This window comes from Lysobacter sp. CA199, from assembly GCF_052078715.1.
Lineage (GTDB): Bacteria > Pseudomonadota > Gammaproteobacteria > Xanthomonadales > Xanthomonadaceae > Lysobacter.
In genome coordinates, this window is record NZ_JBQJIL010000006.1 from 81907 (window position 1) to 105166 (window position 23260).

Below are 23260 nucleotides of genomic sequence, written 5' to 3' on the forward strand. Positions count from 1 at the left end.
CCGCTCACGCCATCGCAGCTGCGATCGCGCCGAGCTGCGCGCGCAAGCGCGGCGTCGCGTAATCGATGAAGCCGCGCAGCAGCCGGTTGCGGCGCGGTACCCGATGGAACAGCAGGTTTACCGGCACCGGTTCGGGTTCGAATGCGGACAGCACGTGCACCAGGCGTCCGGCGGCGAGGTGTTCGATCACCTGGTACGAACGCGCCCGGCAGATGCCGTGTCCGCGCATGGCCGAATCGATCGCGCAGGCGGCGGCGTTGAGCGCGATGCGTGGTTGCACGCTAACCGACAGCGCGCGCGGACGCGCCGCGGTACGGTCGATGAAGCGCCAGAATTCGCGTTCGCGCGCTTCGTCCTCGCCCAGGCAGGCATGCTGGCGCAGTTCCGCCGGCGTGAGCGGAGCGCCGTGGCGCGCGAGGTAGGCGGGCGCGGCGCAGATCAGGCTGCGCACTTCGCCGAGTTGGATCGCAACCGCGCTGGAGTCGGGCAGCGGCGCCAGGCGCACGGCGATGTCCACGCCTTCCTCGACCAGATTCACCAACCGGTTGAGCAACAACACCCGCGCCCGCGCGCCGGGATGCTCGGCGAGAAAATCCTCGACCACCGGCAACACCTTGAGCCGTCCGAACAACTCCGGCGCGGTGATGGCGAAGCTGCCGTCCAGTCCCGCGGCGCCGGACGCGCCGCGTCCGTCGGCCTCGTCCATGTCCGCCAGTTCGGCCAAGACCGCGCGATACACGGCCACATGCCGTTCGCCGCTGTCGGTCAAACGCATGCGCCGCGCGCTGCGATGCAGCAAGCGCTCGCCGCTGCGTTGTTCGAGCAGCGCGATCGCGCGTGTCACCGTCGCCGGCGATCGTCCCAGCGCGCGGGCCGCGGCGACCAGCGAGCCCTTGTCGACCACGGCGACGAAAACAGTCATCGCTTCGAGCCGGTCCATGATTTCATATTCCGCAATATGGAATTTCGATAATACCCGCTTATTGCTATGACTGAAACTATCTAGACTCCCGCCCATCGCGTCGCGGGACGCAAATTGGCGAGAGGCAATAGCGATGAACGGCTTCGATGCGAATCGGCGCGCGGTGGTGACCGCGATCGGCATGGGCACGATCGCCAGCGTCGCCACAGCGACCGGCGGCGATAAGGTTGCGGCGCCCGAGCCGCGGGCCGCGGCGGCGAACAAAGCGGACAGGACGGTGCGTTATGCGTCCCAAAAAGTCGGCGAGGTCAGCGTGTTCTATCGCGAGGCCGGACCGCGCGATGCGCCGGTGCTGCTGTTGCTGCATGGGTTTCCGACCTCCAGCCACATGTTTCGCGATCTGATCGGGTCGCTCGCCGACCGCTACCGGGTGATCGCGCCCGACTTGCCGGGCTTCGGCAACACCATCGCGCCGCCGCGCGGATCGTTCCAATACAGTTTCGATGCCCTGGCGCAGGTCGTGGCCGGCTTCGTCGATGCGCTCGCGCTTACGCGCTATGCCCTGTACTTGTTCGACTACGGCGCGCCGACCGGTTTTCGTCTGGCGATGAAACATCCCGAGCGGATCAGCGCCATCGTCAGTCAGAACGGCAATGCCTATGTCGAGGGACTGAGCGATGCGTGGGAGCCATGGCAACGGTATTGGCGCGAGCCGACCGCGGAGCATCGCGAAGCGTGCCGGGCGTCGCTGACCGATGAGAGCATCCGTTTCCAATACCAGCACGGCGCGCCGGCGCATCGGCTCTCGCCCGACGGTTACGGCCTGGACGGCTTCTACATGCGCCGTCCCGACGCGCAGGAGATCCAGCTCGATCTGATCCTGAGTTATCGGACCAACGTCGAGCTGTATCCGGCCTTCCAACAGTACTTCCGCGACCATCGCCCGCCGTTGCTGGCGGCCTGGGGCAAGCACGATCCGTTCTTCATTCCGCCCGGAGCGTTGGCCTATAAACGCGATCTGCCCGAGGCGGAAATCCATTTCCTCGATGCCGGCCATTTCGCCCTGGAGACGCACCACGCGCAGATCGCCGGGTTGATGCGCGGCTTCCTGCGCAAGCACGGAATCTGAAGCCGCGCGCACGGCGCCCAGACGCATCGGCGGGCGCGACGGCGCTACCATCGGTCCTCGTACCGCCGACTGGCGTTCGATGCCGCCGATGCCTTCATGCTGAATTACCTGCGACTGATCCTGCATTCGCTGTCGGCGATGGCCGCGGCCGCGACGGTGTTGGTACTGACCAATCTGGCCGGCGGCACGCTGGCGCAGTGGTGGGGTTTCGCGCGCGGCGGCAAAGGGCGCCTGGCGTGGGATCTGGGCTGGGTGATCGCGGGCGGCGTGCTCGCCGTCGCTGTCGCGACGCGATGCGCGCCCGCTGCGCCGCGTCGCCATGGCTTGGTTTGCGCGGCGTTGATCGCCGCGGTCACGGTCTATGCGGTGATCGAATTGGGCGAGGATTTCCCGCGCTGGTTCTGCGCCGGCTTGTTGCTGAGCGTGCCGCTGCAGGCGTGGCTGGGAACGAAGTGGGGCTCGCGCCGGAGCGGTTGAATCGTCGGTGTTCGGCGGTCGCCGAAACTTGCGGCATCGCCGCTCGATAAACGAAAAGCGCCCCGGAATCCCGGGGCGCTGGATTCGCACTGGCTCCGCGATCGATTACGGGCTGGTGCGCAGGGTCAGCGCGTAGGCGCTGAGGATCGACTTGATCGGCGTGTAGTAGCTGTTGCCGCCGCCGTTGTTGCCCTGGCTGCCCGAGCAGCTGCCGCTGCCGCCCGACAGCACGCCCTGCGCCTGGCCGGCGCCGGTGATGAACGAACCGCCGGAATCGCCGCCTTCGGCGCACGCGCTGGTGCGGGTCAGGCCGGTCACGGTGCCGTCCGGATTGCCGTCGTCGTCGACATAGGACACGGTCATGTTCTTGCTGCGGATGGCGCCGCAATGCCAGCCGCTGGTGCGGCCCGAACGGCACAGCGCGGCGCCGACGGCGGCTTCGGTGCTGCCGCGCACGGTAACGTCGCCCTGACCGTAGCCGTACACGCTGGGCGACAGGGTGTGGGTGCTGTCGACCTTGACCCAGCCGCGGTCGGGACCGGTCTGGCTGCCGCTGGGCATGGACGATGCGGAGAACGTGCCCACGCGGACGCCCGGGCTCCACTGCGAGACTTCCTGGTAAACGATCTCGCCCACGCTGCCGCAGTGACCGGCGGTGGCGTAGCCCGGCGTGCTGCCCTTGGTCACGGTGAAACCGACCGAGCAGGCGTACAGGAAACCGTCGCCGGGATCGCGCAGCATGCCGCGGCCGCCTTGCACGGCGATGCGGCGCTGCGGCGCTTGGTCGAGGGTTTCGAAGCGCACGACGCCCGCATCGAGTCCGCTGCGCGCGACGAAATCGACGCCGGCCTCTTGCGCGCCCGGAGCGACGCCCACGATCACGCTGTTGCTGGGCAGATCCACGGTCCAACTGTAAACGCCCTTGGGCACCTTGGAGCTGCGAGCGAGCAGGCCGTCGAGTTGGCCTTTCGCCGAATTGAGCGCGGCCAGGCTGTGACGCGCCTGACGCGTTTCCACGCCGGCGACGGCCTTGACGCTCTTGATCGAGGTGCTGGCCGCGACCAGGCCGAAGGAACCATCGGCCTTACGCTCCAGCCACGTGCCGGCGTAGTTGCGGCCGAGCTGCGTTTCCAGGGTCTTTTCCTGCTGTGCGGCCAGGCGTTCGACCTTGAGGTACTGAGTCAGCTGCGTGCTGGACAGACCCAGATCGCGCTGCATGGCCGACTTCAACGCGGGGGCGAGATCGTCGGCGGCGAATGCCGTGCCGGATACAGCCATGGCCACGGTCGCAGCAATGACCGACATACTGAACTTGCGCATATCCAAAAACTCCTTCAGCAAAAAGAGGGATGCGAACAGTAGTTGCGGCGGATCTGGGGCAGGCGTTGGTTTGCGTGTTTGCGATGCCAAGCGATCAGTCGAGCCGCACTGACTACAACGGGCCCTCGCGTCGTCACCCCTACCCGTTGTAGTCAAAGTGAGACGCTCATTTTGATTCGCGCCGCTGAAAGCGCCGCCGACATGAACCGAGTGGTCGATCGTCGAAAAATAACTGAGAAATAGCTACGAATCGCTGCACCGGCTGTTTTTTGCCGACCTTGGTTGATGCGAATCTTTTCTATTTGACTCGCGTGGCGGCGCGGCGAATCGTGCGCACGGATCGAACCCGTCTTCGCTCGTTTCGATCGCTGCGATTCGCGTGTGCGAAATTGCTTCGAAGCCTGATCGAAGCGTGTCGGTCCTGAAGGCCCTCCCACAAAAGTGCCTTAGATCATGAGGTCTTTTGTGGGAGGGGCTTCAGCCCCGACGCTTTTGTTCGCGAATGCGGAGTTGTTTCGAGGTCTGATCGAAGCGAGTCGGCCCCATAGGCCCTCCCACAACAGCTCGGCGAGCCACGAATGGTCGTGCGGCTCCGCCTTCAGTCGTCCGCCGCCGCGGCCTCGCGCCCTTGCTGGCGGATCAAGGCTTCCTCGCGCGCATCGTTGATCGCATGGCGCACGCTGTCCAGATCGACCACCGCTTCGTTGTGGACGAAGGTGCCGGTCAGTTCGCTGTCCGGATGCAGATCGCCGGCCTCGAACAAGGCCCACATTTCCTCGGCGTACCAGGTATCGAGCAGCTCCGGCGCCCATGCGCCGAGGCTGGCGGTGAGATTGTTGACGTCGCGCAACAGCATCATGCGCGCGGCGTTGTTGCCCGCCGCGCTGACCACCTGCGGGAAGTCGATGATCACCGGGCCGTCGGGCGCGACCAGCACGTTGTACTCGGACAGATCGCCGTGGATCAGTCCCACGCACAGCATCTTCACCACCTGGCGCACCAGGAAGCGATGGAAGCCGCGCGCCTGATCCGGCGCCAGCTCGACCTCGCCCAGGCGCGGCGCAGAATGGCCGTCGGCGTCGGTGACCAGTTCCATCACCAGCACGCCGTGGTAGTAGCCGTAGGGCTCGGGCACGCGCACGCCGGCCTCGCGCAGTTGGTACAGCGCGTCGACCTCGGTGTTCTTCCAGGCCGTTTCCTGCTGCTTGCGCCCGTACTTGGTGGCCTTGCCGATCGCGCGCGCCTCGCGGCTGCCGCGCACCTTGCGCCCTTCCTGGTACTGCACGCGCTGCTGGAAGCTGCGCTGGGCCATGTCCTTGTAGACCTTGGCGCAGCGCACTTCCTCGCCGCAGCGGACCACGTAGACCGCGGCCTCTTTGCCGCTCTTGAGCGGGCGCATCACTTCATCGATCACGCCGTCGTCGATCAGCGCCTGCAAACCGGGGGGAGTCTTCATCTAATCCTGCGAAAAAGTCGGACCGGGGCAGGGAGAACGCCTCCGGGGATCTGCATATCTTTACACTTAGCGCCTTTCCCGCCGACTTTGCTCATGTCCGAACCTGTCCGTCTAGATAAACGCGTCGCAGAACTGGCGGGCTGTTCGCGCGCGCAGGCCCAGCAATACATCGAGGGCGGCTGGGTCCGGGTCGACGGCGAGGTGGTCGAAGAACCGCAGGCCGCGGTCTCCGGCCAGCGGGTCGAACTGGACCCGGATGCGCGGCTGGAACCGGCCGAACCGGCGACGATGCTGCTGCACAAGCCCGCCGGCGTGGACTTCATGAACGCGCCCGACCTGGTCGTGCCGGCTGCCCAGGCCGAGGGCGACCTGTCCGGGGTGCGCCTGCTCAAGCGCCATTTCCAGCGGCTGACCCCGCTGATGCCGATCGACGCCGAGGCCTCCGGCATCGTGGTGCTGAGCCAGGACGGCCGGGTCTGGCGCCGGCTGACCGAGGATTACGCGCAGATCGAGCAGGAATTCGTGGTCGAGGTCAGCGGCGAACTGGGGCCGTACGGGCTCAAGCGGCTCGCCCATGGGCTGGGGTACCGAGGCCGGCCGTTGGCGCCGTGCAAGGTCAGCTGGCAGAACGAAACCCGCTTGCGTTTCGCGATCAAGAACCTGCAGGGCGGGCAATTGCGGCATATGTGCGCGCAGGTCGGCCTGACCGTGGTGTCGAGCAAGCGTCTGCGCATCGGCCGGGTGTCGTTGAGCAAGATGCCGGTCGGGCAGTGGCGCTATTTTCCGGTGAGCGAGCGGTTCTGAGGCCGCCCGGCGCACGCGCCGATTACTTCGTTCAGGTCAGCAATCGGCGCGCGTGCGCCGGCTGTCGCGTCGGTCCGCTACGCCGCTGCCTACTGGCCCAAGGTCAGGCTCAGCATCACCCGGCGCTCGGGTTCGTAGGTCTGGATGCCGCTGGTGCCCGCCGACCAGCCGTAACGATTGCCCGCGTTGTAGACCCGCAACCGCAGCGCCGCCGGCGTGCCGTCCCAGTCGAACCGGTAACGCGCGCCGAGGTTGAGCAAGGCGTAGCCCGGCGTCTGGAAGCGATTCAAGGTGTCGGCCGGGCGCGGGCCGTAGTAGTTGAGGTCGGCGTCGAACGACAGGCCGGGCCGGCTGGGCACGCGGTAGTTCAGGCTCAACAGCGCCTGCCGCGCCGAACGCCCGAGCGGACGCGCGCCGATGGAGCCGTCCTCGACCAGTTCGCCGCGTTGGCGCAAACGCAGTTGGGTCAGGCCGGCGACGATGCTCAGGTGTTCGCCCAGATTGCCGGCCAGCGATACCTCCACGCCGCGATGCGATACGTCGGTGAGGTAGCGATACACCCAGGCGTCGTCGAAACCGGGCGAGGGCTTTTCGATCTCGAACGCCATCGCCAACAGCGCCAGATCCTCGCGCGCCTGCCACTTGATACCCAACTCGTTCTGCCGCGCCAACACCGGTTCCAGCACCTGATAGCGATTGACCGCGTTTTCCGGCGCGGTCACGCCTTCCTCGATGCCGCGCGTGGTCGCGGCGAAGGCGGTGGTTCGCTCGCCTAGCGGCACCACCAGCGCCGCGTTGTAGAGCCAGGCCATCGATGAACGCGATTGCGCCGGCCCTTGCAGCGGCCGCGCGGTCTGATCGATGGCCGCGCGGCGCGCGCCCAGGTTCAGCGCGAACCCATCGTGACGCTGGTACTGCCAGCCCAGGCCGAGTTCGTACTGATCGATTCCCGCGGTGGAGTGGCGCGTGGGCGTCGCCGGGCCCGGGTCGCCGATCGGCCGCGCGGGTGCGAGGATCGATGCCGGCCCCAGATCCAGATAGTCCACGTGCGGGTTGCGGTAAGTCGATCGGCGCAGCCGTGCCAGCATCGTGAGTTCGTTGCGGTGCTTCGCGCCGGTCCAATCGTAGCGGGCGATGGCCTCGTGGCCCCAGGCATCGATCTTGCGGCCGCGCGCGATCACCGTCGCCGCCTGCGCATGGCCGTCGGGCGTGATCTGAGTGAACAGATTCAAGTCCGAGCGTGGCCGGTCGACGCCGGAATACAGACTCGACCAGCGATAGTCCCAGCCGTTGTCGCGCTCGTCGCTGGCGGCGATCACGCCGTAGGTGGTGTTCCGGGTGTCGTAGCGCGACCACGGCTGGCCGAGATAACGCAGACGGTCCAGGCGCGGCAGCGCGTGCGGGCCCACCGGGGTGAATCCGACATCGGCCTGGTAGTGATGGTCGTAGCGGGTGAGCACGCCGGTGATTTCCCAGCGATCGCCCACGCGCAGACGAGGCACTAGGCCCAGGCCGTAGTACTCGGCCTGGTTGCCGAAGATATAGCGCGCACTGTGCGTGCCGATGAATCCGGCCGCGAGCGAGGCCCGGCCGTCGTCGCTGCGACGCGCGGCGTAGGCGCGCAGGTACGGCCGCGGATTGCTGTCGGTCAGATGCTGGAAGCCGAGTTCCAGCTTGCTGCGTTCGCGGTCGCCGGGAATCAGGCGGTAATGCACCGAACCCGACGGAGCGGGAAAGCTCAGATTCAACGCGCTCGGTCCGACCCGCACCTGCACGCCTTCGATCACCGCGTCGGAGGGATTGGCCGCGCGCACGAAATAGGCGTCGTTGAGCCGGTAGTTGCCGGCCTCCTGCAGATTGAAACCGCGCACCAGCGATTCGGAATACAGCCCGATGCTTTCCTGACCGATGCGATGGCCGAACGCGTCGCCAGCCTTGTACGCGCTGTCTTCCTGCGCTTGCGCCGGGCTGCCCCAGGCCAGCCCCAGCGACATCAACAGTTGCGCGGGCGCGCCCCAGGCCAGTCCCAGCGGTGCCGTCGGTGCGGAGCCCGGCCGCGTTCGCGGCCCGGGATACGGCGTGGAGGTTGGGCGCATGGCGAAAGGCACGAGTGGCGAGGACGGTCTTCATTGAAGCGCCGCGCCGATCGTTGACATAGCGCGCCGATCGGTGATGAGCTGTGCGTGCCATGCACAGCTTGAAATCGCTCCCGCCGCTGGAAGGTCTCAACGCGGTCATCGCCGCACGCGATACCGGCTCGTTCACCGCGGCCGCCGAACGCCTGGGCCTGACGCACGGCGCAGTCAGCCGGCGGGTGCATGCGGTCGAGCACTGGCTGGGCACGGAGGTGTTCGAACGCCACGGCCGCGGGGTCCGGGTCACTCCGGCCGGACAGCGCTTCATTGCCCAGGTGGAGCAGGCGTTGAGCGCGATCAGCGATTCGGCCGATCGCTGGCGTCCGCGCCGCGAGTTGCCGGTGGTGCGCCTGAGCGTGGTGCCTTCGTTCGCGCGTCTGTGGCTGCTGCCGCGGATGCGCGCGCTGCAGGGATATCCCGCGCAGCGCCGGGTCGAACTGTCGATCGAGCATCGACTGGCCGATTTCGCCACCGGCGAGGTCGATCTGGCGGTGCGTTACGGCAAGGGCCAGTGGCGTGAGGTTTCCTCACGCCTCCTGTTCAAGGAACAACTGATTCCGGTCGCGGCGCCTGAGTTGGCCGCCGAACTGGGACATCACCCGGGCGCGGCGCGCCTGGCCGACGCGCCGTTGCTGCACGACTCCGATACCAGCCAATGGCGCGCCTGGCTCAAGGCGCAGGGCGCAGCGTATCGCGGCAAAGCGGCGGATCGCCGCTTCGAGGATTACGACTTGGTGCTCGCTGCGGCCAAGGCCGGCCTGGGTGTGGCGCTGCTACGCTCACCGTTGGCCGACGAAGCGATGGCGAGCGCGCAACTGGTGCGGTTGACCAAGGCCTCGCTGGCCAATCCGTGGTCGCATCATCTGGTCATGCGCACCGGCGAAAGCCGCCCGATGGTGCTGGAAGCCGCGGCCGTGTTGCTTGCGCTGTCGGCCAGGATCCGACCTCCTCCTTTGTAGGAGCGGCGCAAGCCGCGACCGCGAAACCATACTTGCGTCGCAGTCGCGGCTTGCGCCGTTCCCAGAAGGCAGGCGGGGTACTGCGTCAATGACCTGCGTGCCGCGACCGCCAATTGCCGATATGCGCGCTTGCGAGCAACACGCTGCCGGCGACGGTCAGCGGCAGCTCGACCTGGTCGCCGAAGACGCGCGTCGCGCCCACCACGAGACACGTCAACCCGATCGCGGCCAGCACGACGATGCCGCCGCGCAACGAGCGCGAACGATGCGCGCTATACAAGGCCAGCGCGGTGATCGGCGCGGCGAACATAACGAAGGCGGTGTGCAGCCACTCGGCGTGGGTCCATGCCGACAGACCGGGCAGCAAGGCGGCCAGCAACGGGACGGCGAGGCAGTGCAGAAAGCACAGCCCCGACAATCCGATGGCTGAGAGGTCGAAAACAGGCAGGCGGGAGGCGCGGCGCATGGGATCCGGACCGAATTAATGCAATGTTATAACATAACATATAGAGGGCGAGCGATACCTGCCCCCACCATGCCGGAGCGGGCGTTTCGCGTGCTTTACGACGCAGGTCCGGTTGCAGCGCCGGACTGATCGGGCGCGCCTTCGATGCCGGTGTAGGCGGCGGTGGCGATCAGGATTTCGCCCGTGCCGAAGGACGGCCCGGCGGTGGACATCAGGGTTCCTGGTAATCGATGAAAGAAGGTGGTCGGTCGCCGGCCGCGCGATGGGCCGCGGCGCGCGATGGCGCTACGTGCCGCGCGGCGCTGCTTCCCGGCGGCCGTGGATTCGGCGAGCGCCGCTCGAGGGACGGCGCTGATGCGCGCTGGCGTGCATCGCGGGGGGACGAGTGGCTCCGCCGCCTGAGCGGCGTGCGCCATCGATCGCCGCGGCGAACAGGCGGCCACCCGTTTCGCATCCCCTCGACGCGACAAATGAGAACGAATCTCGTTATCGGTTAATATGGCACGGCCCCTGGGGCGCGGGAGGTTTGCGTTTGTACCAACGACCGTCCAGGCAAAGCGCCGGCGTGCGCGGCGCTGGGCTGTGCGCGTGGCGAATGTCAGCCATGCGCGTCGCACCCGCCATCACGCCCGCGCAGGGGCGCCGTGCAATACCGCAGCCTCGGGCCGCCGCCGGAGGGATCAACCCATTTGTCTGGAAGCGCTCGTCATGTCAGCTCATCGTCTCCGCCGGTTTCACCGCTCCTTGTCCGCGTCGAGCCCTTGCCGCGACCGCAACGCGCTGTACTGCGCGCTGACGATCGGGCTGGCCGGACTGAGCGGCACCGGCGCGGCCTGGGCGCAAACGCCGCCGCAGAATTCGAAGGCGGCGCGCGATCCGCAAACGCTGGAAACCGTGCAGGTCACCGCCAATCAGCTGGGTACCGTCACCGAAGGCAGCGGCTCCTACACTCCCGGCACCATCGCCACCGCCACCCGACTGGTGCTGTCGCCGCGGCAGACGCCGCAGAGCATCAGCGTCATCACCCGTCAGCAGATGGACGATTTCGGCCTGACCGACATCGACGATGTCATGCGCGTCACCCCGGGGCTGAGCATCGTCACCTACGACAGCGAACGCACCGAGTACTACGCGCGCGGTTTCCCGATCCAGAACTTCCAGTACGACGGGGTGCCGATGCAGCGCGACTCGGCGTACTCGGCCGGTAACACCCTCAGCGACATGGCGATCTACGATCGCGTCGAAGTGCTCAAGGGCGCCACCGGCCTGCTGACCGGCATCGGCGATCCCGGCGCGACCATCAACCTCATCCGCAAGAAACCCTCACGCAAGGGCTTCACCGGCAGCGCCAGCCTCGGCGCCGGTTCCCGGGACGAGTATCGCGCCGAGATCGACGTCGGCGGGCCGCTCACCGACAGCGGCCGGGTACGCGGCCGCGCGGTCGCCGCGTATCAGGACAAGCACGGCAACACCGACTACTACCAGCGCAGCACCCAGGTGCTGTACGGCATCCTCGAAGCCGATCTGGGCGAGAACACCTTGTTGACGCTGGGCGCGGATTATCTCGACAGCGATCCCAAGGGCTCCAGTTGGGGCGGCATCCCGCTGCTCGACAGCAACGGCGAGTTCAATCGCATGCCGCGCTCGTTCAACAACGGCGCGCGCTGGAGCCGTTGGCGCCAGTACACCCGCACCGGCTTCGGCACCTTGGAACATCGCTTCGGCGACGACTGGGTCGCCAAGCTGCAGCTCAACCATCAGGTCAACGGTTACGATGCCGCACTCGGCGCGGCCGCGGCCGGCAATCCCGACCCCGTCACCGGCCGCGGTGTCGGTTTGTGGATGGGGCAGTACATCGGCCGCATCGTCAGCAATGCGGCCGATGTCTATCTCAGCGGCCGCTTCGGCTGGCTGGGGCGCGAACACGAATTGGTGGTCGGCGGCAGCGTCTCGCGCAAGCGCTGGACCAACACCGGCTACGCCCCGCCCGCCGATTACTCCTACGACGTGCCCGATTACCGCACCTGGAACGGCGATATTCCCGAGCCCGCGTGGCAGCGCTCTTATGGCGACGACGTGGTGACGCGCGAGAACGGCATGTACATCGTCGGCCGCTTCGACGTGGCCGACGCGCTCAAAGCCATCGTCGGCACTCGCGTGTCCAACTACAAGGCGACCGACATCGACAAGAGTGGCATCGTCGCGCCCTATGCCGGCCTGGTCTACGACTTGAACGCCAACTACTCGGTGTTCGCCAGCTACACCAGCATCTTCAAGCCGCAGGGCTATCAGGACGAACAAGGGCGCACGCTCGACCCGCTGGACGGCCGCAATTACGAAGTCGGTCTGAAGGGCGAGTTCTTCGATGGCCGCCTCAACGCCAGCGCCGCGGTGTTCCAACTCGATCAGGACAACTACGCTCAGCCCACCGGCGGACGCACGCCGTCCGGCGGTCTGGCCTACCGCGCGCTGCAGGGCGTGCGCACCAAGGGTCATGAGTTCGAATTGTCCGGCGAGCTGTCGCCGGGCTGGCAGATTCAGGGCGGGTACTCGCACAAGGTCGCGCGCCAAACCGGCGGCAAGGTGTCGACCTTGGAGCCGGAAGATCAGTTCAGCGTGCACACCAGTTACCGCTTGCACGGCGGCCTGCAAGGCTGGACGGTCGGCGGTGGCGCGCGTTGGCAGAGCCAGACCTGGGGAGCGGTGCCCAATCCCTTGTCGGGCAGCGAGATCGAGCATCGCACCGAACCGTATTGGCTGCTCGATCTGATGGCGCGCTATCAGGTCAACGACAATCTCTCGGCTACGCTCAACGTCGACAATCTGCTCGACAAGCGTTACTACACGATCTTCAGTTACTACAGCACCTACACCTGGGGCGAACCGCGCAGCGTGCGTCTGGCGATGACGTACCGGTTCTGACCGGATGCGCGCGAGCCGCTGACGCAAGCAGCGCGTTCGGAATGCAGGTTTCGCCAGCGCGTCGCGTGCTGGCGGAATCAGCGCTCGGCGATGTGGAACTCGATGGGCACCCGCACCTGCACCGGGTCTTGCAGATCCTGCGGCGGCGCCGGCACCGGACTGGCCCGCCGCGCCACCGCCAAGGCTTCTTCGTCCAGCGTGGAATAGCCGCTGGAGCGGGCGAGCCGGCATTCCACCACGTTGCCGCGGCGGTCGACGATCAGGTCGACCTCGGCCACGCCTTGCTGATGCAATCGCCGCGATTGCCGCGGATAGCGTTTGTAGCGCTGAAGATGGCCGAGCAGGAGCTGCTGCCACGCAGTGGCCGCCAACGGCAGCGATCCGGCCGTGTCCTGAGGCGCGGCATGGCGCGGTGCGTCGGTGAAGGCCGCTTGCGGTGGCGCCGAGGCTTCCGAGGCGATAGCCGCGTCGGCGGCCGGCGGCTGCTCGGGGCGATGCGGCCGTTCGATCGGTTCCGGCAGCGCAGCCGGTTTTTCGCCGGCGTCGCGCGGTTTCAGATCGGGCAGGATCGGCGGTTCATGGGTCGCGCGCGTGGCTTGCCGCGCCGAGGCGATGCGATCGGGCTTGAGCGCGCCCGGTGGCAGATCGCGCTGGACGGTGCGCGGCGCTTCGGGAATCAGGCTCAGTTCCACCAGCACCGCCTCGGCGGTCGGTTGCGGTGGCGGCAGCGGCGTCAAGGTGCGTTGCTGCCACAACACGAACAAGGCCAAGGCGATGTGGAAGACGATCGAAGCCAGCCCGCCGAGCCATTCGACCCGACGGTTGCCTGTGCGGCCGTCGTGCCGGCCCTGGGTCGCGCGCGGTTTGCGATCGCGCCGCGCGCCGCGCGCCGCCCCGGTCGCGGAGAAGGCATCGCCGGTGTTGGCCGATACGACGATGCATGCGAAGACGTTCATGCCGGCCGGCCCGTCGTGTCCGCGTCGAAAGCGCCATCGGCGCGCGTGCGGTTCAAAACGAGCGCTCCAGTTTCAGACTGACCGAATTGCGGTCGTAGGAATACAGCCAATCGACGCTGCTGGCGATGGTGTTGTGCTTGAGGGTGAGGCTCGGCGTCAGCCCGGCGAAGGCGAACTTGGGCATGCGCACGATCACGGTGTAGTTCTGCTCGTCGTCGTGCCGCCGCGCCTGCAAGGTGTCGTTGAAAGCGTCGTGATCGCGGCGTCGCAGCGAAGCGAATGCGAGCAGGCCGAAACCGGCGTCGAACTGCTTGGACACGCCCAGGCGCACGCCGCGCTGCAGATAGGACTCGCTCTCGCGCCGGCCGTCGCGCTGGCTCAGGTCCAGGCCGCCGAAGACCAGCCATTGCCGCGGCAGCGCGCGCCACACGGTGGCGTAGATCGAGGCGATATCGCCGTCGAAGTGCGACAGCACGCTGCGCCGATAGCGCATGCGCTTGTAGTCGCCTTCCAGTTTGAACATCCAGCGCGGGGAAAACGTATACGACCAGTCCGCGCGCAGGCCCCAGGCGCCGTACAGCGCCTGGTTGCCGTAGGCGCCGTATTCGAAGGTCGGCGCCAAGGAATACGAATGGCGCGCGCTGGCGTAAGAGTAACCGGCGCTGTTGATCCAGGTGGATTCGTTGTAACGGCTGTCGTCGCGGTAGGCGTAGCCGTACACCAGCGAACGCACGAACACGCCGTGGTGGCCGCGCAGCGCCACGCGCCGGCTCAGGCTGGCGTCGAAGTCCAGGCCCGCCGAGCGCGCGGCCTTGGGCAGGCTGCGTTCGATCACGCACAAGCCGTCCGGCGCGGCCAGCAGACAGGTGCGGCTTTCCGAACTCTGGTTGAGGTTGTCGTTCCAGGTGGGGCCGACGGCGACGCTGCCGTGCCAGCCGCGGCGGTTGGCGAGCGCGCGCAGGAACGTCGCCACGGTGCGGCGCACGCCTTCGGTCTTGGAATCGGCGGGGTCCAGCGAATCCTCGATCGCGCGGAAGCGTTGTTCGGCTTCGCGATCGAGCTGATTCTCGAACAGCACCCGCGCCAGTTCCAGGCGGCCGGGCAGAAAGTCGGCCTGGCGGTCGAGCAAGGCGCGGTAGTGACGCTCGGCCTGGCTCAGATCGCCGTCGGCGCGGGCCAGCGCGCCCAATGCGTACAGCTCGAGCATGGGATCGCGATCGGGCAAGGATCGATACTGCGCGAGCAGGCGCTTAGCCAGCGGCCATTGCCGCGCCTCCACCGCCTGATACAGGGTGAGGCTCAAGGTGCCCACGTCCACTGCTGCGGCGTCGGTCGAGGCCGCATCGACCGGCATCGCCGCGTCGCGATTTTCCTCTTCCAGCAGTTTGCGTTCGCGTTCGTTCTGGCGTTGTTCCAGACCGTGGTCCAGGCGCAGCCGGGTGTCGTCGCGATCTTGCGCCCACGCGCTCGCGCCCGCGCACAGCAGGCTGCACAGACTCAGGCCGATCGCCCATCGGCGAGGGAACAGCGGCGATTTTCTTGGTCGATTCATCGATGACGGGCCAATCTCCGCGCCGCATCCTTGCGGCGGCGGAGCGGGTCGCGACCGCGAACGGCCGCGACCCGGTACGGCGATACGATCAGGGGTTCTTGGTGCCGCCGAAGGCGGTGTCGTACAGGCGATCGTCGAAGCGGGTGACGCCGGCCAGGGCCGCGGCGTTGGCGCCGAAGAACTGGCCGCTGACGCCGCCGCTGGCGACCGTGGAGCCGCCGACCGAGGCGCTGGCGCCGCTGCCGGAGAAGCCGGTGCCGCTGATCGCGGCGGTGCCGATGTCCACCGTCAGGCTGCCGTTGGACAGGCTGCCGCTGAGCTGGCCGGCACCGAAGTTGGCGGTCAGAGTGCCGTTGAGCTTGTTGCTGCCGTTGTACTGGCTCAGGCCGGCGACGGTGTAGGTGGCGGTGCCCGAGCCCGGCACGGTGGTGCCGGTGTTGTCGCCGGCGTAGTAGACGGTGTGGGAGTCGGTGCCGGCCGCGTCCTTGGACCACTCACCGAAATAGACGTTCTGGCCGGCGATCTTGGCGAAGTGGAACACGCCCATGCCGCTGTGGCTGGGCGGGGTGATCGGCTGGCTCAGGTTGGAAACGCCGTTGGCGTCGGGTGCAGCGAACAGTTGCAGGCCCTGGAAGTCGACTTTCTGGCTGGTGCCCATGGTGTAGACGCCGATGCCCGGGCGGCCGGCCACGTGCGGGCCCGCGTTGACGACCGACACGCCGGCTTCGACGTAGGTGTTGTCGCTCTGGTCGCCGACGACCGCGGCATTGGCGCCGCCAGCGATCATCGCGGCGGTCAGTACAGCGAGGGTGAGGCTGATGCGCTTCATGAGATGACTCCTGAGTAGAGAGAGAGATAGAACCGATGGAATGAACTTTGGCTAGAGCGCATCGCGCCCGGTCGCTCATCCATTGCCTGTGGTGCAACAGATTCTTGGAACAGAATTCTTCAGGCCGTGTTTTTCAGGGCGCGCCGTTCACAGGCGAGTTTTCAAGAGCCGCGCTTTTCAGCGCAGCGCTGTTTCAGAATCGCGCGGTGAAACTCAGCTTCAGCGTGCGGCCGGGCGCCGCCATCGGCGAGCGCGTCAGCGGGTCCACGTAATACAGATCGCCCAGATTGGTGCCGACCAGCTCCAGCGCCAGCGAATCGTTGAAGCGGTAATTGACGTAGGCGTCGTAGGTGGTGATGCGATCCCAGGCCAGCGGTACGTTGAAGTACGCGCCCAGGCGTTGTTCCTGATAGAGATCGTAGTCCTTGTTCTCGTAGCCGCTGTGATGGACCACGCGCGCGCCGACTTCGAGTTTGCGGTCGAACCAGCGTCCGCCGACGTTCCAGTTGGCGCTGGTTTCCGGCACCGCCATGGTGATCAGGTAACCGCCGACGAAGCCGGCTTGCACGCAATCGGGCACACCGATCTTGCCGGTGGGATCGTTGATCGCGGCCACGCTCTGGTCGCAGACCTGGTTCTCCAGATTGCGCGCCACGCTGAGGTCGGTGAAGAACCGGCCGTTGTCGTAGCGGGCTTGGAACTCGATGCCGCGCAGAGTCTGTTTTTCGATGTTGGAGAACTGCAGCTGGCCGCTGCGCTCGATCACGTTCTCGGTCTTGTGGTGGTAGTAAGTCAGCTTGATGTCGGCGTATTCGGCGTCCAGCGCGCGGCTGAAGTCGTGCACATAGGCCAGCTCGTAGTTGTAAGCGTGCTCGGGCTTGAGTTCGGCCACCGGCAGGCTGGCCGAAAAACCCAGCGTGCTTTCGAACATGCTCGGATAGCGCCGCGCCTGGCTGTGGCGGAAGTACAGGCGCGCGTCGTCGTTGAAGTTGAAGGTCGTGGCGAAGGTCGGCGACCAGTCGCTGCCGCTGTGATGCGCGGCCGGCATTTGAGTGAACACCGGCTGCAGCGAGGCGTTGCCGCGGCCGTAGTCGACGCCGTCCAGGCTGCCGTTGAGGAAGATATTGTCGGCGCGGCTGAAGCGGCCGCGCTCGTCGGCCCGCCAATCCGTGCCGGTTTTTCGCAGGGTGTAAGTGGCTTGCTCGATCTGGGTGTCGATCGTCTCCTGGCCCCAGCCGTAGCGCGCGGCGTTGCGGTGGATCGCCGCGATGCGCGCGTCCAGCGTGGCCTGGGTCAGTCGCGGATCGCGGGTGTAGTAGGTCATCAGGTAGCGCTCGGGTACCACCACCATGCCCACGCGGGTATCGCCCTGGTCGAGCCGGTCGGCGAGGAAATCGTCGAAGGCCCAGTACGACTGGTAACGCATGCCGGCGCTGAAACTCAGGCGTTCGGTGGCGCGCCAATCGAGTTTGATGCTGTAGTCGCGCTCCTCGCGGCGACCGGCGCGCGGAAACATGCGCCAGCCGTCGGCGACGCCCTTGTATTCGTCATCCGAACGCAGCTTCTCGTGCTGGTAGTTGGCGCCGATGGTCAGGTCCAGATTCGGCAGCAGCGCCATCTTGTTGCTCAGCGTCAGGCCGGTGCGGTCGTGATGCGCGTTGGCCAGGGCGGTGTTGCGCAGGATCGGGTCTTCCCACGTGGCCATGTTGGGGAAGCCGCCGGCGCTGTAGGTATCGCTGTCGGTGCGGGTGGTCCACAGGTTGGCGTAGACGTCGAACCAGCGGCCGCCCGGCTGCCACTGGTATTCCAGGTTGTAGGCCTTGGCGTCGACCCGGCTCAGCGGCCACTGCGGCGCGCCCTGGCCGACGGTGTCGCGCCAGGAAATGCGTGTGGGCAGGATTTCGCCATAGGTCGAGCGGGTGTCGCGCAGGCCGAGCTTGAAGGTCTGGTGGGTGGTCGGCCGGAAGGTGGCCTTGACCAGCCACGATTCCATTTCGCTGGAGGTGTTGGGCACTTCGTCGCCGGGTCGGTAGAACCGCGCCAGGCTGGTGATGTAGTTCAGGCTCTTGGCCGGATCGTAAGGGCGGGTGTAGAAATCGCCGCCGTTCTCGCCGGAGAAGTGATTGCCGTTCTTGCGATAGGCGTAGGCGGCCAGCAATTCGAAGCGTTCTTCGCGCAGGCCCAACGCCAGGCGCCAGGCCTGGTCGTCGCCGAGGATCAGGTCGTTGCCGCCGCTGCTGCGCACCGGTTTGTACAGCGTGGGGTCGTAGTAGGTGGCGAAGGGATTGCTCGGGAAGCCGGGCACGGTGCGGTAATCGCGTCCGGTCGACAAGGTCGGCAGGCGCGGGTCGATCGAGTTGTCGCTGCTTTCGAGTTTGAACTCGCCGCCGAAGCGCTCGCCCTGCTTGAGCACATCGTCGACGCCGATCGTGGTGACCACCACCGCGCCGCCGATGGAGCTGTTGACGTTGCGGGTGAGGTTGGGCCCCTTGATGACCTGAATGCCGCCGATCAGATTCGGGTCGATGTAGTTGCGGTTGTTGGCGCCGTTGTAGCCGCGCCACACGGTCAGCGCCTGCTCGGTGCCGTCGATGGTCAACGGCACCCGGCCCGGGCCCTGGATGCCGCGGATGTTGGGATCGAGCGCGCCGCTGTTGCGCGCGTCGCCGCTGTATACGTTGAGCATGCCCTTGAACACGTCGGCCGGCGCGGCGCCCTTGTAGCGTTCGATCTGTTCCTTGCCGGCGTACACCGTCGACAGGTCGGCGTCGTAGACCTCGTCGTAACTGCGTTCGTCGCGCTGCGCGTCGCGGTAGGCGCCGGCGCCTACCGACAGCGTGTCGGTGACGATCACGCCCGACGGCGCGGCCGCGGACGGATCGCGCTGCACGGTGACCGTGTCGGCGCCGCTGCGGCGCGCGCTCAGGCCGGTGCCCGCCAGCAGACGGGTCAGCGCCTGCGCATCGTCGTAGTCCCCGTGCAGCGGCGCCGAGCGCGCGCCTTCGCCGTCGGCGCTGTCGAACACCACCTGCACGCCGCTGATCCGGCTGTACTGGCGTAAGGCGGCCGACAACGGCTGCGCGTCGATGTCGTAGCGGCGCAGGTTCGGTGCGGGCTGCGCCGCTTGCGCCGCCGCGGTCTGCGCCGATGCGCATGGAGCGGCCAGGCCGAACAGGACCCAATGGATGCAGGTCGCCAATCCGACGGGCACGAAGGCCCGCCGGCGGCGGGCCGGAACGGATGACATGCAGCGAACTCCTCAAGTCGTAAGGTGGCGCGGGTCCGTACCGTCCGGACCCGCGCGGCATTTGGCTTGAGATGCGATGCGCGTCTCGCGGCTACGAACTACAGGACGTCCTCGAAGACGTCCACCCAACCCCCTGCGCGAACAAAATCACCGCGCCGGCGGACGCACCAGCAAGGCGCCGCCGGGCAGGCGCTGCACGCGCAGGTGCGCGCTGCTGGCGATCGCCTCGATGGCCTAATCGGGCCGATCGGTGCGCAGCGTCGCGGTGATCCGCGGCGCGCCAGCGAACGAGCCCAGGGTCCATACCGGCGCCTGGCGGTAGCGCGCGATCCGTTGCAGCGCTTGTTCGGGCGAGACCGCGTCCAGCAGCAATTCGCCGCGGCGCCAGCCGGCGATGTCGGCCGGATCGATCGCAACCGGACGCGACACCGCGCCGCCCGCCATGTACGCAACCGCTTGGCCGGCGCGCACGGAGGTCGCGCCGCCGCCCGATTCCACTTCGACCAGGCCTTCGCTGACCGCGGTATGCACCCGCGCGTCCTGCAATCTGACTTCGAACGCGGTGCCGATGTCGCGGCTGACGCCGTCCAGCGCTTCGATTCGGAACGGGCGCGCATCGCCGTGCGCCACCCGGAACCACGCCGCGCCGCGCAGCAGTTCGATGCGCCGTTCGCCGTCGCGGTAGTCGACCGCGATCGCTGAGTCGGCATCCAATACCGCTTCGGACCCGTCGTTCAGCACCAGGCGCATCGGCGCCGCATCGCTGTGGTGGTCCGCGCGCAGCCGCAGCGACAGCGCCGGCGCGGCGGCGATCGCCGCGGTCAGGCAGGCGGCGGTGGCCAGGCTCCAGCCGATCGCGCGGCGTCGCCGTCCGTGGCGGCGCGGCGTGGACATCGGCGCGACTGCCGCGACCGGTGCGACGGTCGCTTCGAACGCATCGCGCAGCGGTTCCAGCCCGCGCCACAGCGCGCGTTGCTGGGCGAACGCCGCGTGTTGCGGCGGCGAATTCATCCAGGTTTCGAACGCGGCCAGCTCGGCTTCGTCCATCTCGCCCGAGGCGAGCCGGCCGACCCAGCGGCGCGCCTGTTCGGCGAGCTCGACGCGGTCGTGCGGCGAGTGATCGGGTGAGTCGGGGGGCGCGGCATGGGTCATGCGGTGGCTGAGGCTGCCTGGACTTGAATAGTGACGAGCGTGAGGCGCGGTTACCCAACCCCGCCGCGGCATTGGCGCGGATCAGCCGCCTTCGCGCGCCTGATCGAGCAGGCGCAGCACCCGTTGGATATGTTTTTCGACGGTGGTGGTGGAGACCTCCAGCCGCTGCGCGATCTCGCGCTGGGTCAGGCCTTCGAAACGGTTGAGCAGGAAAATCTGGCGCGAGCGTTCGGGCAGATCGCGGGCGGCCTTGGCGATCCGCGCCAGCTCGTCCTGGGCCAACACCACGCGCGCCGTATCGGGCAGCGCGTCGTCCTCCAGCCACGCCGCCGCGGCATCGCGCAGCTTGCGTCGTCGCGCCTCGGCGCGGCCCTGATCGACCGCATGGTGATGAGCCAGGCGATAGAGGTAGTGGCGTGCATCGGCGATCGGCGGCTCGCCGGCCACCGCGATGACTTTGAAATACATCGACTGCAACGCGTCTTCGGCTTCGGCGCGATCGAGATAACGCCGCAGATAGCGCAACAACCGCTCGCGCTCCGAGACCAGCAGCGAGGTGAGGAGAGCGGCGTTGGAAGACATCGTCTGTGGAGGGGGCAGGCGAGCGGCGTTGCGTCGGGAATGAGGCCGGCGGATGCAGACCTTAGCATTAAATGAGACTGATTGTCATTTGCCTTTGTGACGGTGGCAGGCCGAATGTTCGCCGGTCTGGCCGCCCAGTTGGCCGGCGCGCAGCGTTGAGAATGTGCGCCTCGGCTCAGGCCGCGGCGGTGTCCGAGCGCAGGAACTGCAGGATCAGTTCTTGCACCTGTTCCGGCTGCGCCATCGCCGCGATATGGTCGGCCCCGGCGACGACGCGGCCTTGCAGGCGCGGCATCCGTCTGCGCGCGTATTGCAGCATCGTCGCGGCGTCGTAGAGCCGCTCGCCGTCGCCGATCAACAACAAGGCCGGCGCGCGGATGGCGCGCAGTTCGCCGCGGCCCAGCACCGCGGGGTTGATGACGCTCACCTGCGCGAACGACGACATCGTCGCGGCCATCAACGCGGCCCAGCGTTCGTCGCGCGGACGCATGCCCAGATCGGCCATGCTCGGCGCATGCGGGGTGCGGCGCAGGCGGCGCACGAGATTGAGCAGCGGCCGTTTGATCCGCGCCGAATAGATCAGCTTCCAATACTGCGAAGCGAAAGTTCCGACCGGACTGATCAACACCACCCGTTCGACCCGCTCAGGCGTCAATGAGGCCTGGTTCAAGGCCAGAAAGCCGCCGAAGGAGCAACCGACCATCGATGCGCGATGCACGCCCAGGCCATCGAGCAATTGCGCGAGCCAGCGTGCGTATTCTCGGCGATCGCGCAGGCGCCGATGCGCCCAGCCCTTGCCCGGTTGTCCGATCACGTCGATCGCATACACGCGGTGGTCCCGGCTCAGCGCGGCGATGTTGAGCCGCCATGCCACCGCGGTGCCGGCGAAGCTGGGCAACAGCAGCAGCGACGGCGCGTCGGCCGGACCGCTGGCGACGACATGGGTCGAGCCGAATTCGGTCGCGACTTCGAAGGCTTCGTACGGCACCGGCCACTCGCCCAGCGCGGCGTCGTAAGCGGCGACAAAGCGCTCGCGGGCCGGTTCGCTCTTGAACGCGGGGAGCGCATCGGGCGGTCGGGTCGTGCTCGCCTGGGGCGGTGTTCCGGTGCGGGCCATGGTCGTCAGATCCTGTCGAGGTGACGTCGCAACTATATGAATTTATTGGATAAATACCAGTCTTGAAGGAGGCGTTCAAAGCCCCATGTCAGTAATAGCAGGGGCGTTGCGATTTGCGCGGGTGGGGCCGCCCTGCGGCCCGCGTCCTCGGCGCATAGCGCGGTGCGGTCGGATCGGACTATTGCGTACCTTGTTTCATCGCCGCGGCTGATCGCGCTGCTGCGCGACCTCGCGAACCCATCCCTTGAGCGTGCCGCGCGCCACGGCAGTGCGTGGACGAAGTCGCGTGTTCAGTGGCTCGGTCCGGCCAGGGGCGCGTGTTCGCGCAAGGCCTGGATCTTCCAGGCGCGCGGCGACAGACCGGTGGAGGATTTGAACGCGCGCGACAAGGCCGCCTCGCTGCCGTAGCCCACGTCCATCGCGATGGTTTTCAACGGCCGGCCGCCGAGCAGCGATTGCTGCGCCAGGCCCACGCGCCACTGCTGCAGATACAGGCCGGGCGTGCAGCCCACAGCGTCGCGGAACGCGTTGGCGAACACGCTGCGCGACATGCCGGCGCGCGCGGCCAGCGAATCGAGCGTCCAATCGTGCTCGGGCGATTCGTGGATCGCGACCAGTGCATGGCGCAATTGCGGATGCGACAGCCCGGCCAGCATGCCCACGCGGGTACGGCCGCTTTCCATCAGATGCCGCAGCACCTGGATCAACACCACTTCGAACAGGCGGTTGACCAGGGCCTGCCGGCCGCAGCGGCGGTCGAAGGCTTCCTCGAACAACAACGACAGCACCGGTTGCGCGCCGTCGATCTCATGCAGGTCGATGCACACGAACGGCGGCAGCGCGCTGGCGATGGGATTGGCCGCGCCGCCTTCGAAATGCAGATTCGCGCAGGCCAGATCGGCGCCGCGCTCGGCGTCGGTGATGAAGCGGTGCGCCATCGGCCGCGGGTAGAGCAGCAGGCTCGGCGTATCGATGCGCAAGCCCGGCTCGCCGCCGTTGACCACTTCGACCACGCCGCCGTGCACCAGATGCAGCTGCCCGGCGCCGAGCTCCGGCACCAGGTCGTTGATCCCGCACAGGGCGCCGGCGTGGAACAGCCGGGCACTGGCGGAGAAGCGTTCCAGCAGGGCTTCGAGGCGGTCGGTCATGACATACGATGAGTAAAGTTTTACGGACTATACGTTACGTAGAGTCCCGATTGGGCGCGCAAAGTACGTCTCACGGGCCAGCCGCCC

18 protein-coding genes are annotated in these 23260 nt (G+C 67.3%); 5 read left to right on the forward strand and 13 right to left on the reverse strand.

The window, feature by feature from the left end; genetic code table 11:
- Nucleotides 1-4: 4 nt before the first annotated feature.
- Nucleotides 5-940: a LysR family transcriptional regulator gene (locus ACTOWJ_RS11775; protein ID WP_441334813.1), complete on the reverse strand. Its 936-nt coding sequence runs from the start codon at nucleotides 938-940 to the stop codon at nucleotides 5-7.
- Between the two features lie 115 nt (nucleotides 941-1055).
- Between ACTOWJ_RS11775 and ACTOWJ_RS11780 the strand changes: the two genes are divergently transcribed.
- Together ACTOWJ_RS11780 and ACTOWJ_RS11785 are read left to right on the forward strand one after the other, a co-directional pair.
- Nucleotides 1056-2051, forward strand: a complete 996-nt coding sequence (locus ACTOWJ_RS11780; RefSeq protein ID WP_441334814.1) for an alpha/beta fold hydrolase — start codon at nucleotides 1056-1058, stop codon at nucleotides 2049-2051.
- A 96-nt stretch (nucleotides 2052-2147) separates the two neighbouring features.
- Nucleotides 2148-2528 (forward strand): hypothetical protein, encoded by a 381-nt coding sequence (locus ACTOWJ_RS11785; protein ID WP_441334815.1) that lies wholly within the window; start codon nucleotides 2148-2150, stop codon nucleotides 2526-2528.
- Nucleotides 2529-2633: 105 nt separating this feature from the next.
- Here the strand turns inward: ACTOWJ_RS11785 and ACTOWJ_RS11790 are convergent, their stop codons facing one another.
- Together ACTOWJ_RS11790 and ACTOWJ_RS11795 are read right to left on the reverse strand one after the other, a co-directional pair.
- Nucleotides 2634-3848, reverse strand: a complete 1215-nt coding sequence (locus ACTOWJ_RS11790) for a S1 family peptidase (RefSeq protein ID WP_441334816.1) — start codon at nucleotides 3846-3848, stop codon at nucleotides 2634-2636.
- Nucleotides 3849-4446: 598 nt separating this feature from the next.
- On the reverse strand, nucleotides 4447-5304 hold the full coding sequence (locus ACTOWJ_RS11795; RefSeq protein WP_441334817.1) for a PA4780 family RIO1-like protein kinase: 858 nt from the start codon (nucleotides 5302-5304) through the stop codon (nucleotides 4447-4449).
- 93 nt (nucleotides 5305-5397) lie between these two features.
- On the opposite strand from ACTOWJ_RS11795, the gene ACTOWJ_RS11800 reads away from it, so the two are divergent.
- Nucleotides 5398-6108, forward strand: coding sequence for an rRNA pseudouridine synthase (locus ACTOWJ_RS11800; RefSeq protein WP_441334818.1), 711 nt, complete (start codon nucleotides 5398-5400; stop codon nucleotides 6106-6108).
- Nucleotides 6109-6197: 89 nt separating this feature from the next.
- On the opposite strand, the gene ACTOWJ_RS11805 is transcribed toward ACTOWJ_RS11800, so the two are convergent.
- Nucleotides 6198-8204, reverse strand: a complete 2007-nt coding sequence (locus ACTOWJ_RS11805) for a TonB-dependent siderophore receptor (RefSeq protein WP_441334819.1) — start codon at nucleotides 8202-8204, stop codon at nucleotides 6198-6200.
- Between the two features lie 92 nt (nucleotides 8205-8296).
- Between ACTOWJ_RS11805 and ACTOWJ_RS11810 the strand changes: the two genes are divergently transcribed.
- Nucleotides 8297-9202, forward strand: a complete 906-nt coding sequence (locus tag ACTOWJ_RS11810; protein WP_441334820.1) for a LysR substrate-binding domain-containing protein — start codon at nucleotides 8297-8299, stop codon at nucleotides 9200-9202.
- A gap of 85 nt (nucleotides 9203-9287) precedes the next feature.
- On the opposite strand, the gene ACTOWJ_RS11815 is transcribed toward ACTOWJ_RS11810, so the two are convergent.
- Nucleotides 9288-9668 carry a MerC domain-containing protein gene (locus ACTOWJ_RS11815; protein WP_441334821.1) on the reverse strand — a complete coding sequence of 127 codons (381 nt, stop codon included), beginning with the start codon at nucleotides 9666-9668 and terminating at the stop codon, nucleotides 9288-9290.
- An 813-nt stretch (nucleotides 9669-10481) separates the two neighbouring features.
- On the opposite strand from ACTOWJ_RS11815, the gene ACTOWJ_RS11820 reads away from it, so the two are divergent.
- The gene (locus ACTOWJ_RS11820; protein WP_441335098.1) at nucleotides 10482-12590 is read left to right on the forward strand and encodes a TonB-dependent siderophore receptor; all 2109 of its coding nucleotides are present in this window, start codon (nucleotides 10482-10484) and stop codon (nucleotides 12588-12590) included.
- A 77-nt stretch (nucleotides 12591-12667) separates the two neighbouring features.
- Here the strand turns inward: ACTOWJ_RS11820 and ACTOWJ_RS11825 are convergent, their stop codons facing one another.
- The 8 genes from ACTOWJ_RS11825 to ACTOWJ_RS11860 all read right to left on the reverse strand — a co-directional run bounded on the left by ACTOWJ_RS11825 (nucleotide 12668) and on the right by ACTOWJ_RS11860 (nucleotide 23173).
- Entirely contained in the window at nucleotides 12668-13546 is an 879-nt protein-coding gene (locus ACTOWJ_RS11825; protein ID WP_441334822.1) for an energy transducer TonB, read from the reverse strand.
- Between the two features lie 52 nt (nucleotides 13547-13598).
- Nucleotides 13599-15098: a surface lipoprotein assembly modifier gene (locus ACTOWJ_RS11830; RefSeq protein WP_441334823.1), complete on the reverse strand. Its 1500-nt coding sequence runs from the start codon at nucleotides 15096-15098 to the stop codon at nucleotides 13599-13601.
- An 88-nt stretch (nucleotides 15099-15186) separates the two neighbouring features.
- Complete coding sequence (locus tag ACTOWJ_RS11835) at nucleotides 15187-15927, reverse strand: Slam-dependent surface lipoprotein (protein WP_441334824.1); 741 nt, start codon at nucleotides 15925-15927, stop codon at nucleotides 15187-15189.
- Nucleotides 15928-16120: 193 nt separating this feature from the next.
- The gene (locus ACTOWJ_RS11840; protein ID WP_441334825.1) at nucleotides 16121-19174 is read right to left on the reverse strand and encodes a TonB-dependent receptor domain-containing protein; all 3054 of its coding nucleotides are present in this window, start codon (nucleotides 19172-19174) and stop codon (nucleotides 16121-16123) included.
- A 234-nt stretch (nucleotides 19175-19408) separates the two neighbouring features.
- On the reverse strand, nucleotides 19409-20326 hold the full coding sequence (locus ACTOWJ_RS11845) for a FecR family protein (RefSeq protein WP_441334826.1): 918 nt from the start codon (nucleotides 20324-20326) through the stop codon (nucleotides 19409-19411).
- A gap of 81 nt (nucleotides 20327-20407) precedes the next feature.
- Complete coding sequence (locus ACTOWJ_RS11850) at nucleotides 20408-20908, reverse strand: RNA polymerase sigma factor (protein ID WP_441334827.1); 501 nt, start codon at nucleotides 20906-20908, stop codon at nucleotides 20408-20410.
- A 175-nt stretch (nucleotides 20909-21083) separates the two neighbouring features.
- Nucleotides 21084-22025 (reverse strand): alpha/beta fold hydrolase, encoded by a 942-nt coding sequence (locus tag ACTOWJ_RS11855; RefSeq protein ID WP_441334828.1) that lies wholly within the window; start codon nucleotides 22023-22025, stop codon nucleotides 21084-21086.
- 290 nt (nucleotides 22026-22315) lie between these two features.
- A complete protein-coding gene (locus tag ACTOWJ_RS11860; RefSeq protein ID WP_441334829.1) occupies nucleotides 22316-23173 on the reverse strand; it encodes a cupin domain-containing protein in 858 nt (285 codons plus the stop codon).
- Between the last annotated feature and the right edge of the window lie 87 nt (nucleotides 23174-23260).

What these genes read in the sequence shown, in the direction of transcription:
- ACTOWJ_RS11790 (WP_441334816.1), bottom strand. Translation starts at nt 3,848, where the DNA reads ATGCGCAAGTTCAGTATGTCGGTCATTGCTGCGACCGTGGCCATGGCT.
- ACTOWJ_RS11785 (WP_441334815.1), top strand. Translation starts at nt 2,148, where the DNA reads ATGCTGAATTACCTGCGACTGATCCTGCATTCGCTGTCGGCGATGGCC.
- ACTOWJ_RS11855 (WP_441334828.1), bottom strand. Translation starts at nt 22,025, where the DNA reads ATGGCCCGCACCGGAACACCGCCCCAGGCGAGCACGACCCGACCGCCC.
- ACTOWJ_RS11795 (WP_441334817.1), bottom strand. Translation starts at nt 5,304, where the DNA reads ATGAAGACTCCCCCCGGTTTGCAGGCGCTGATCGACGACGGCGTGATC.
- ACTOWJ_RS11810 (WP_441334820.1), top strand. Translation starts at nt 8,297, where the DNA reads ATGCACAGCTTGAAATCGCTCCCGCCGCTGGAAGGTCTCAACGCGGTC.
- ACTOWJ_RS11800 (WP_441334818.1), top strand. Translation starts at nt 5,398, where the DNA reads ATGTCCGAACCTGTCCGTCTAGATAAACGCGTCGCAGAACTGGCGGGC.
- ACTOWJ_RS11815 (WP_441334821.1), bottom strand. Translation starts at nt 9,668, where the DNA reads ATGCGCCGCGCCTCCCGCCTGCCTGTTTTCGACCTCTCAGCCATCGGA.
- ACTOWJ_RS11775 (WP_441334813.1), bottom strand. Translation starts at nt 940, where the DNA reads ATGGACCGGCTCGAAGCGATGACTGTTTTCGTCGCCGTGGTCGACAAG.
- ACTOWJ_RS11840 (WP_441334825.1), bottom strand. Translation starts at nt 19,174, where the DNA reads ATGTCATCCGTTCCGGCCCGCCGCCGGCGGGCCTTCGTGCCCGTCGGA.
- ACTOWJ_RS11805 (WP_441334819.1), bottom strand. Translation starts at nt 8,204, where the DNA reads ATGCGCCCAACCTCCACGCCGTATCCCGGGCCGCGAACGCGGCCGGGC.
- ACTOWJ_RS11825 (WP_441334822.1), bottom strand. Translation starts at nt 13,546, where the DNA reads ATGAACGTCTTCGCATGCATCGTCGTATCGGCCAACACCGGCGATGCC.
- ACTOWJ_RS11860 (WP_441334829.1), bottom strand. Translation starts at nt 23,173, where the DNA reads ATGACCGACCGCCTCGAAGCCCTGCTGGAACGCTTCTCCGCCAGTGCC.
- ACTOWJ_RS11835 (WP_441334824.1), bottom strand. Translation starts at nt 15,927, where the DNA reads ATGAAGCGCATCAGCCTCACCCTCGCTGTACTGACCGCCGCGATGATC.
- ACTOWJ_RS11845 (WP_441334826.1), bottom strand. Translation starts at nt 20,326, where the DNA reads ATGACCCATGCCGCGCCCCCCGACTCACCCGATCACTCGCCGCACGAC.
- ACTOWJ_RS11850 (WP_441334827.1), bottom strand. Translation starts at nt 20,908, where the DNA reads ATGTCTTCCAACGCCGCTCTCCTCACCTCGCTGCTGGTCTCGGAGCGC.
- ACTOWJ_RS11780 (WP_441334814.1), top strand. Translation starts at nt 1,056, where the DNA reads ATGAACGGCTTCGATGCGAATCGGCGCGCGGTGGTGACCGCGATCGGC.
- ACTOWJ_RS11830 (WP_441334823.1), bottom strand. Translation starts at nt 15,098, where the DNA reads ATGAATCGACCAAGAAAATCGCCGCTGTTCCCTCGCCGATGGGCGATC.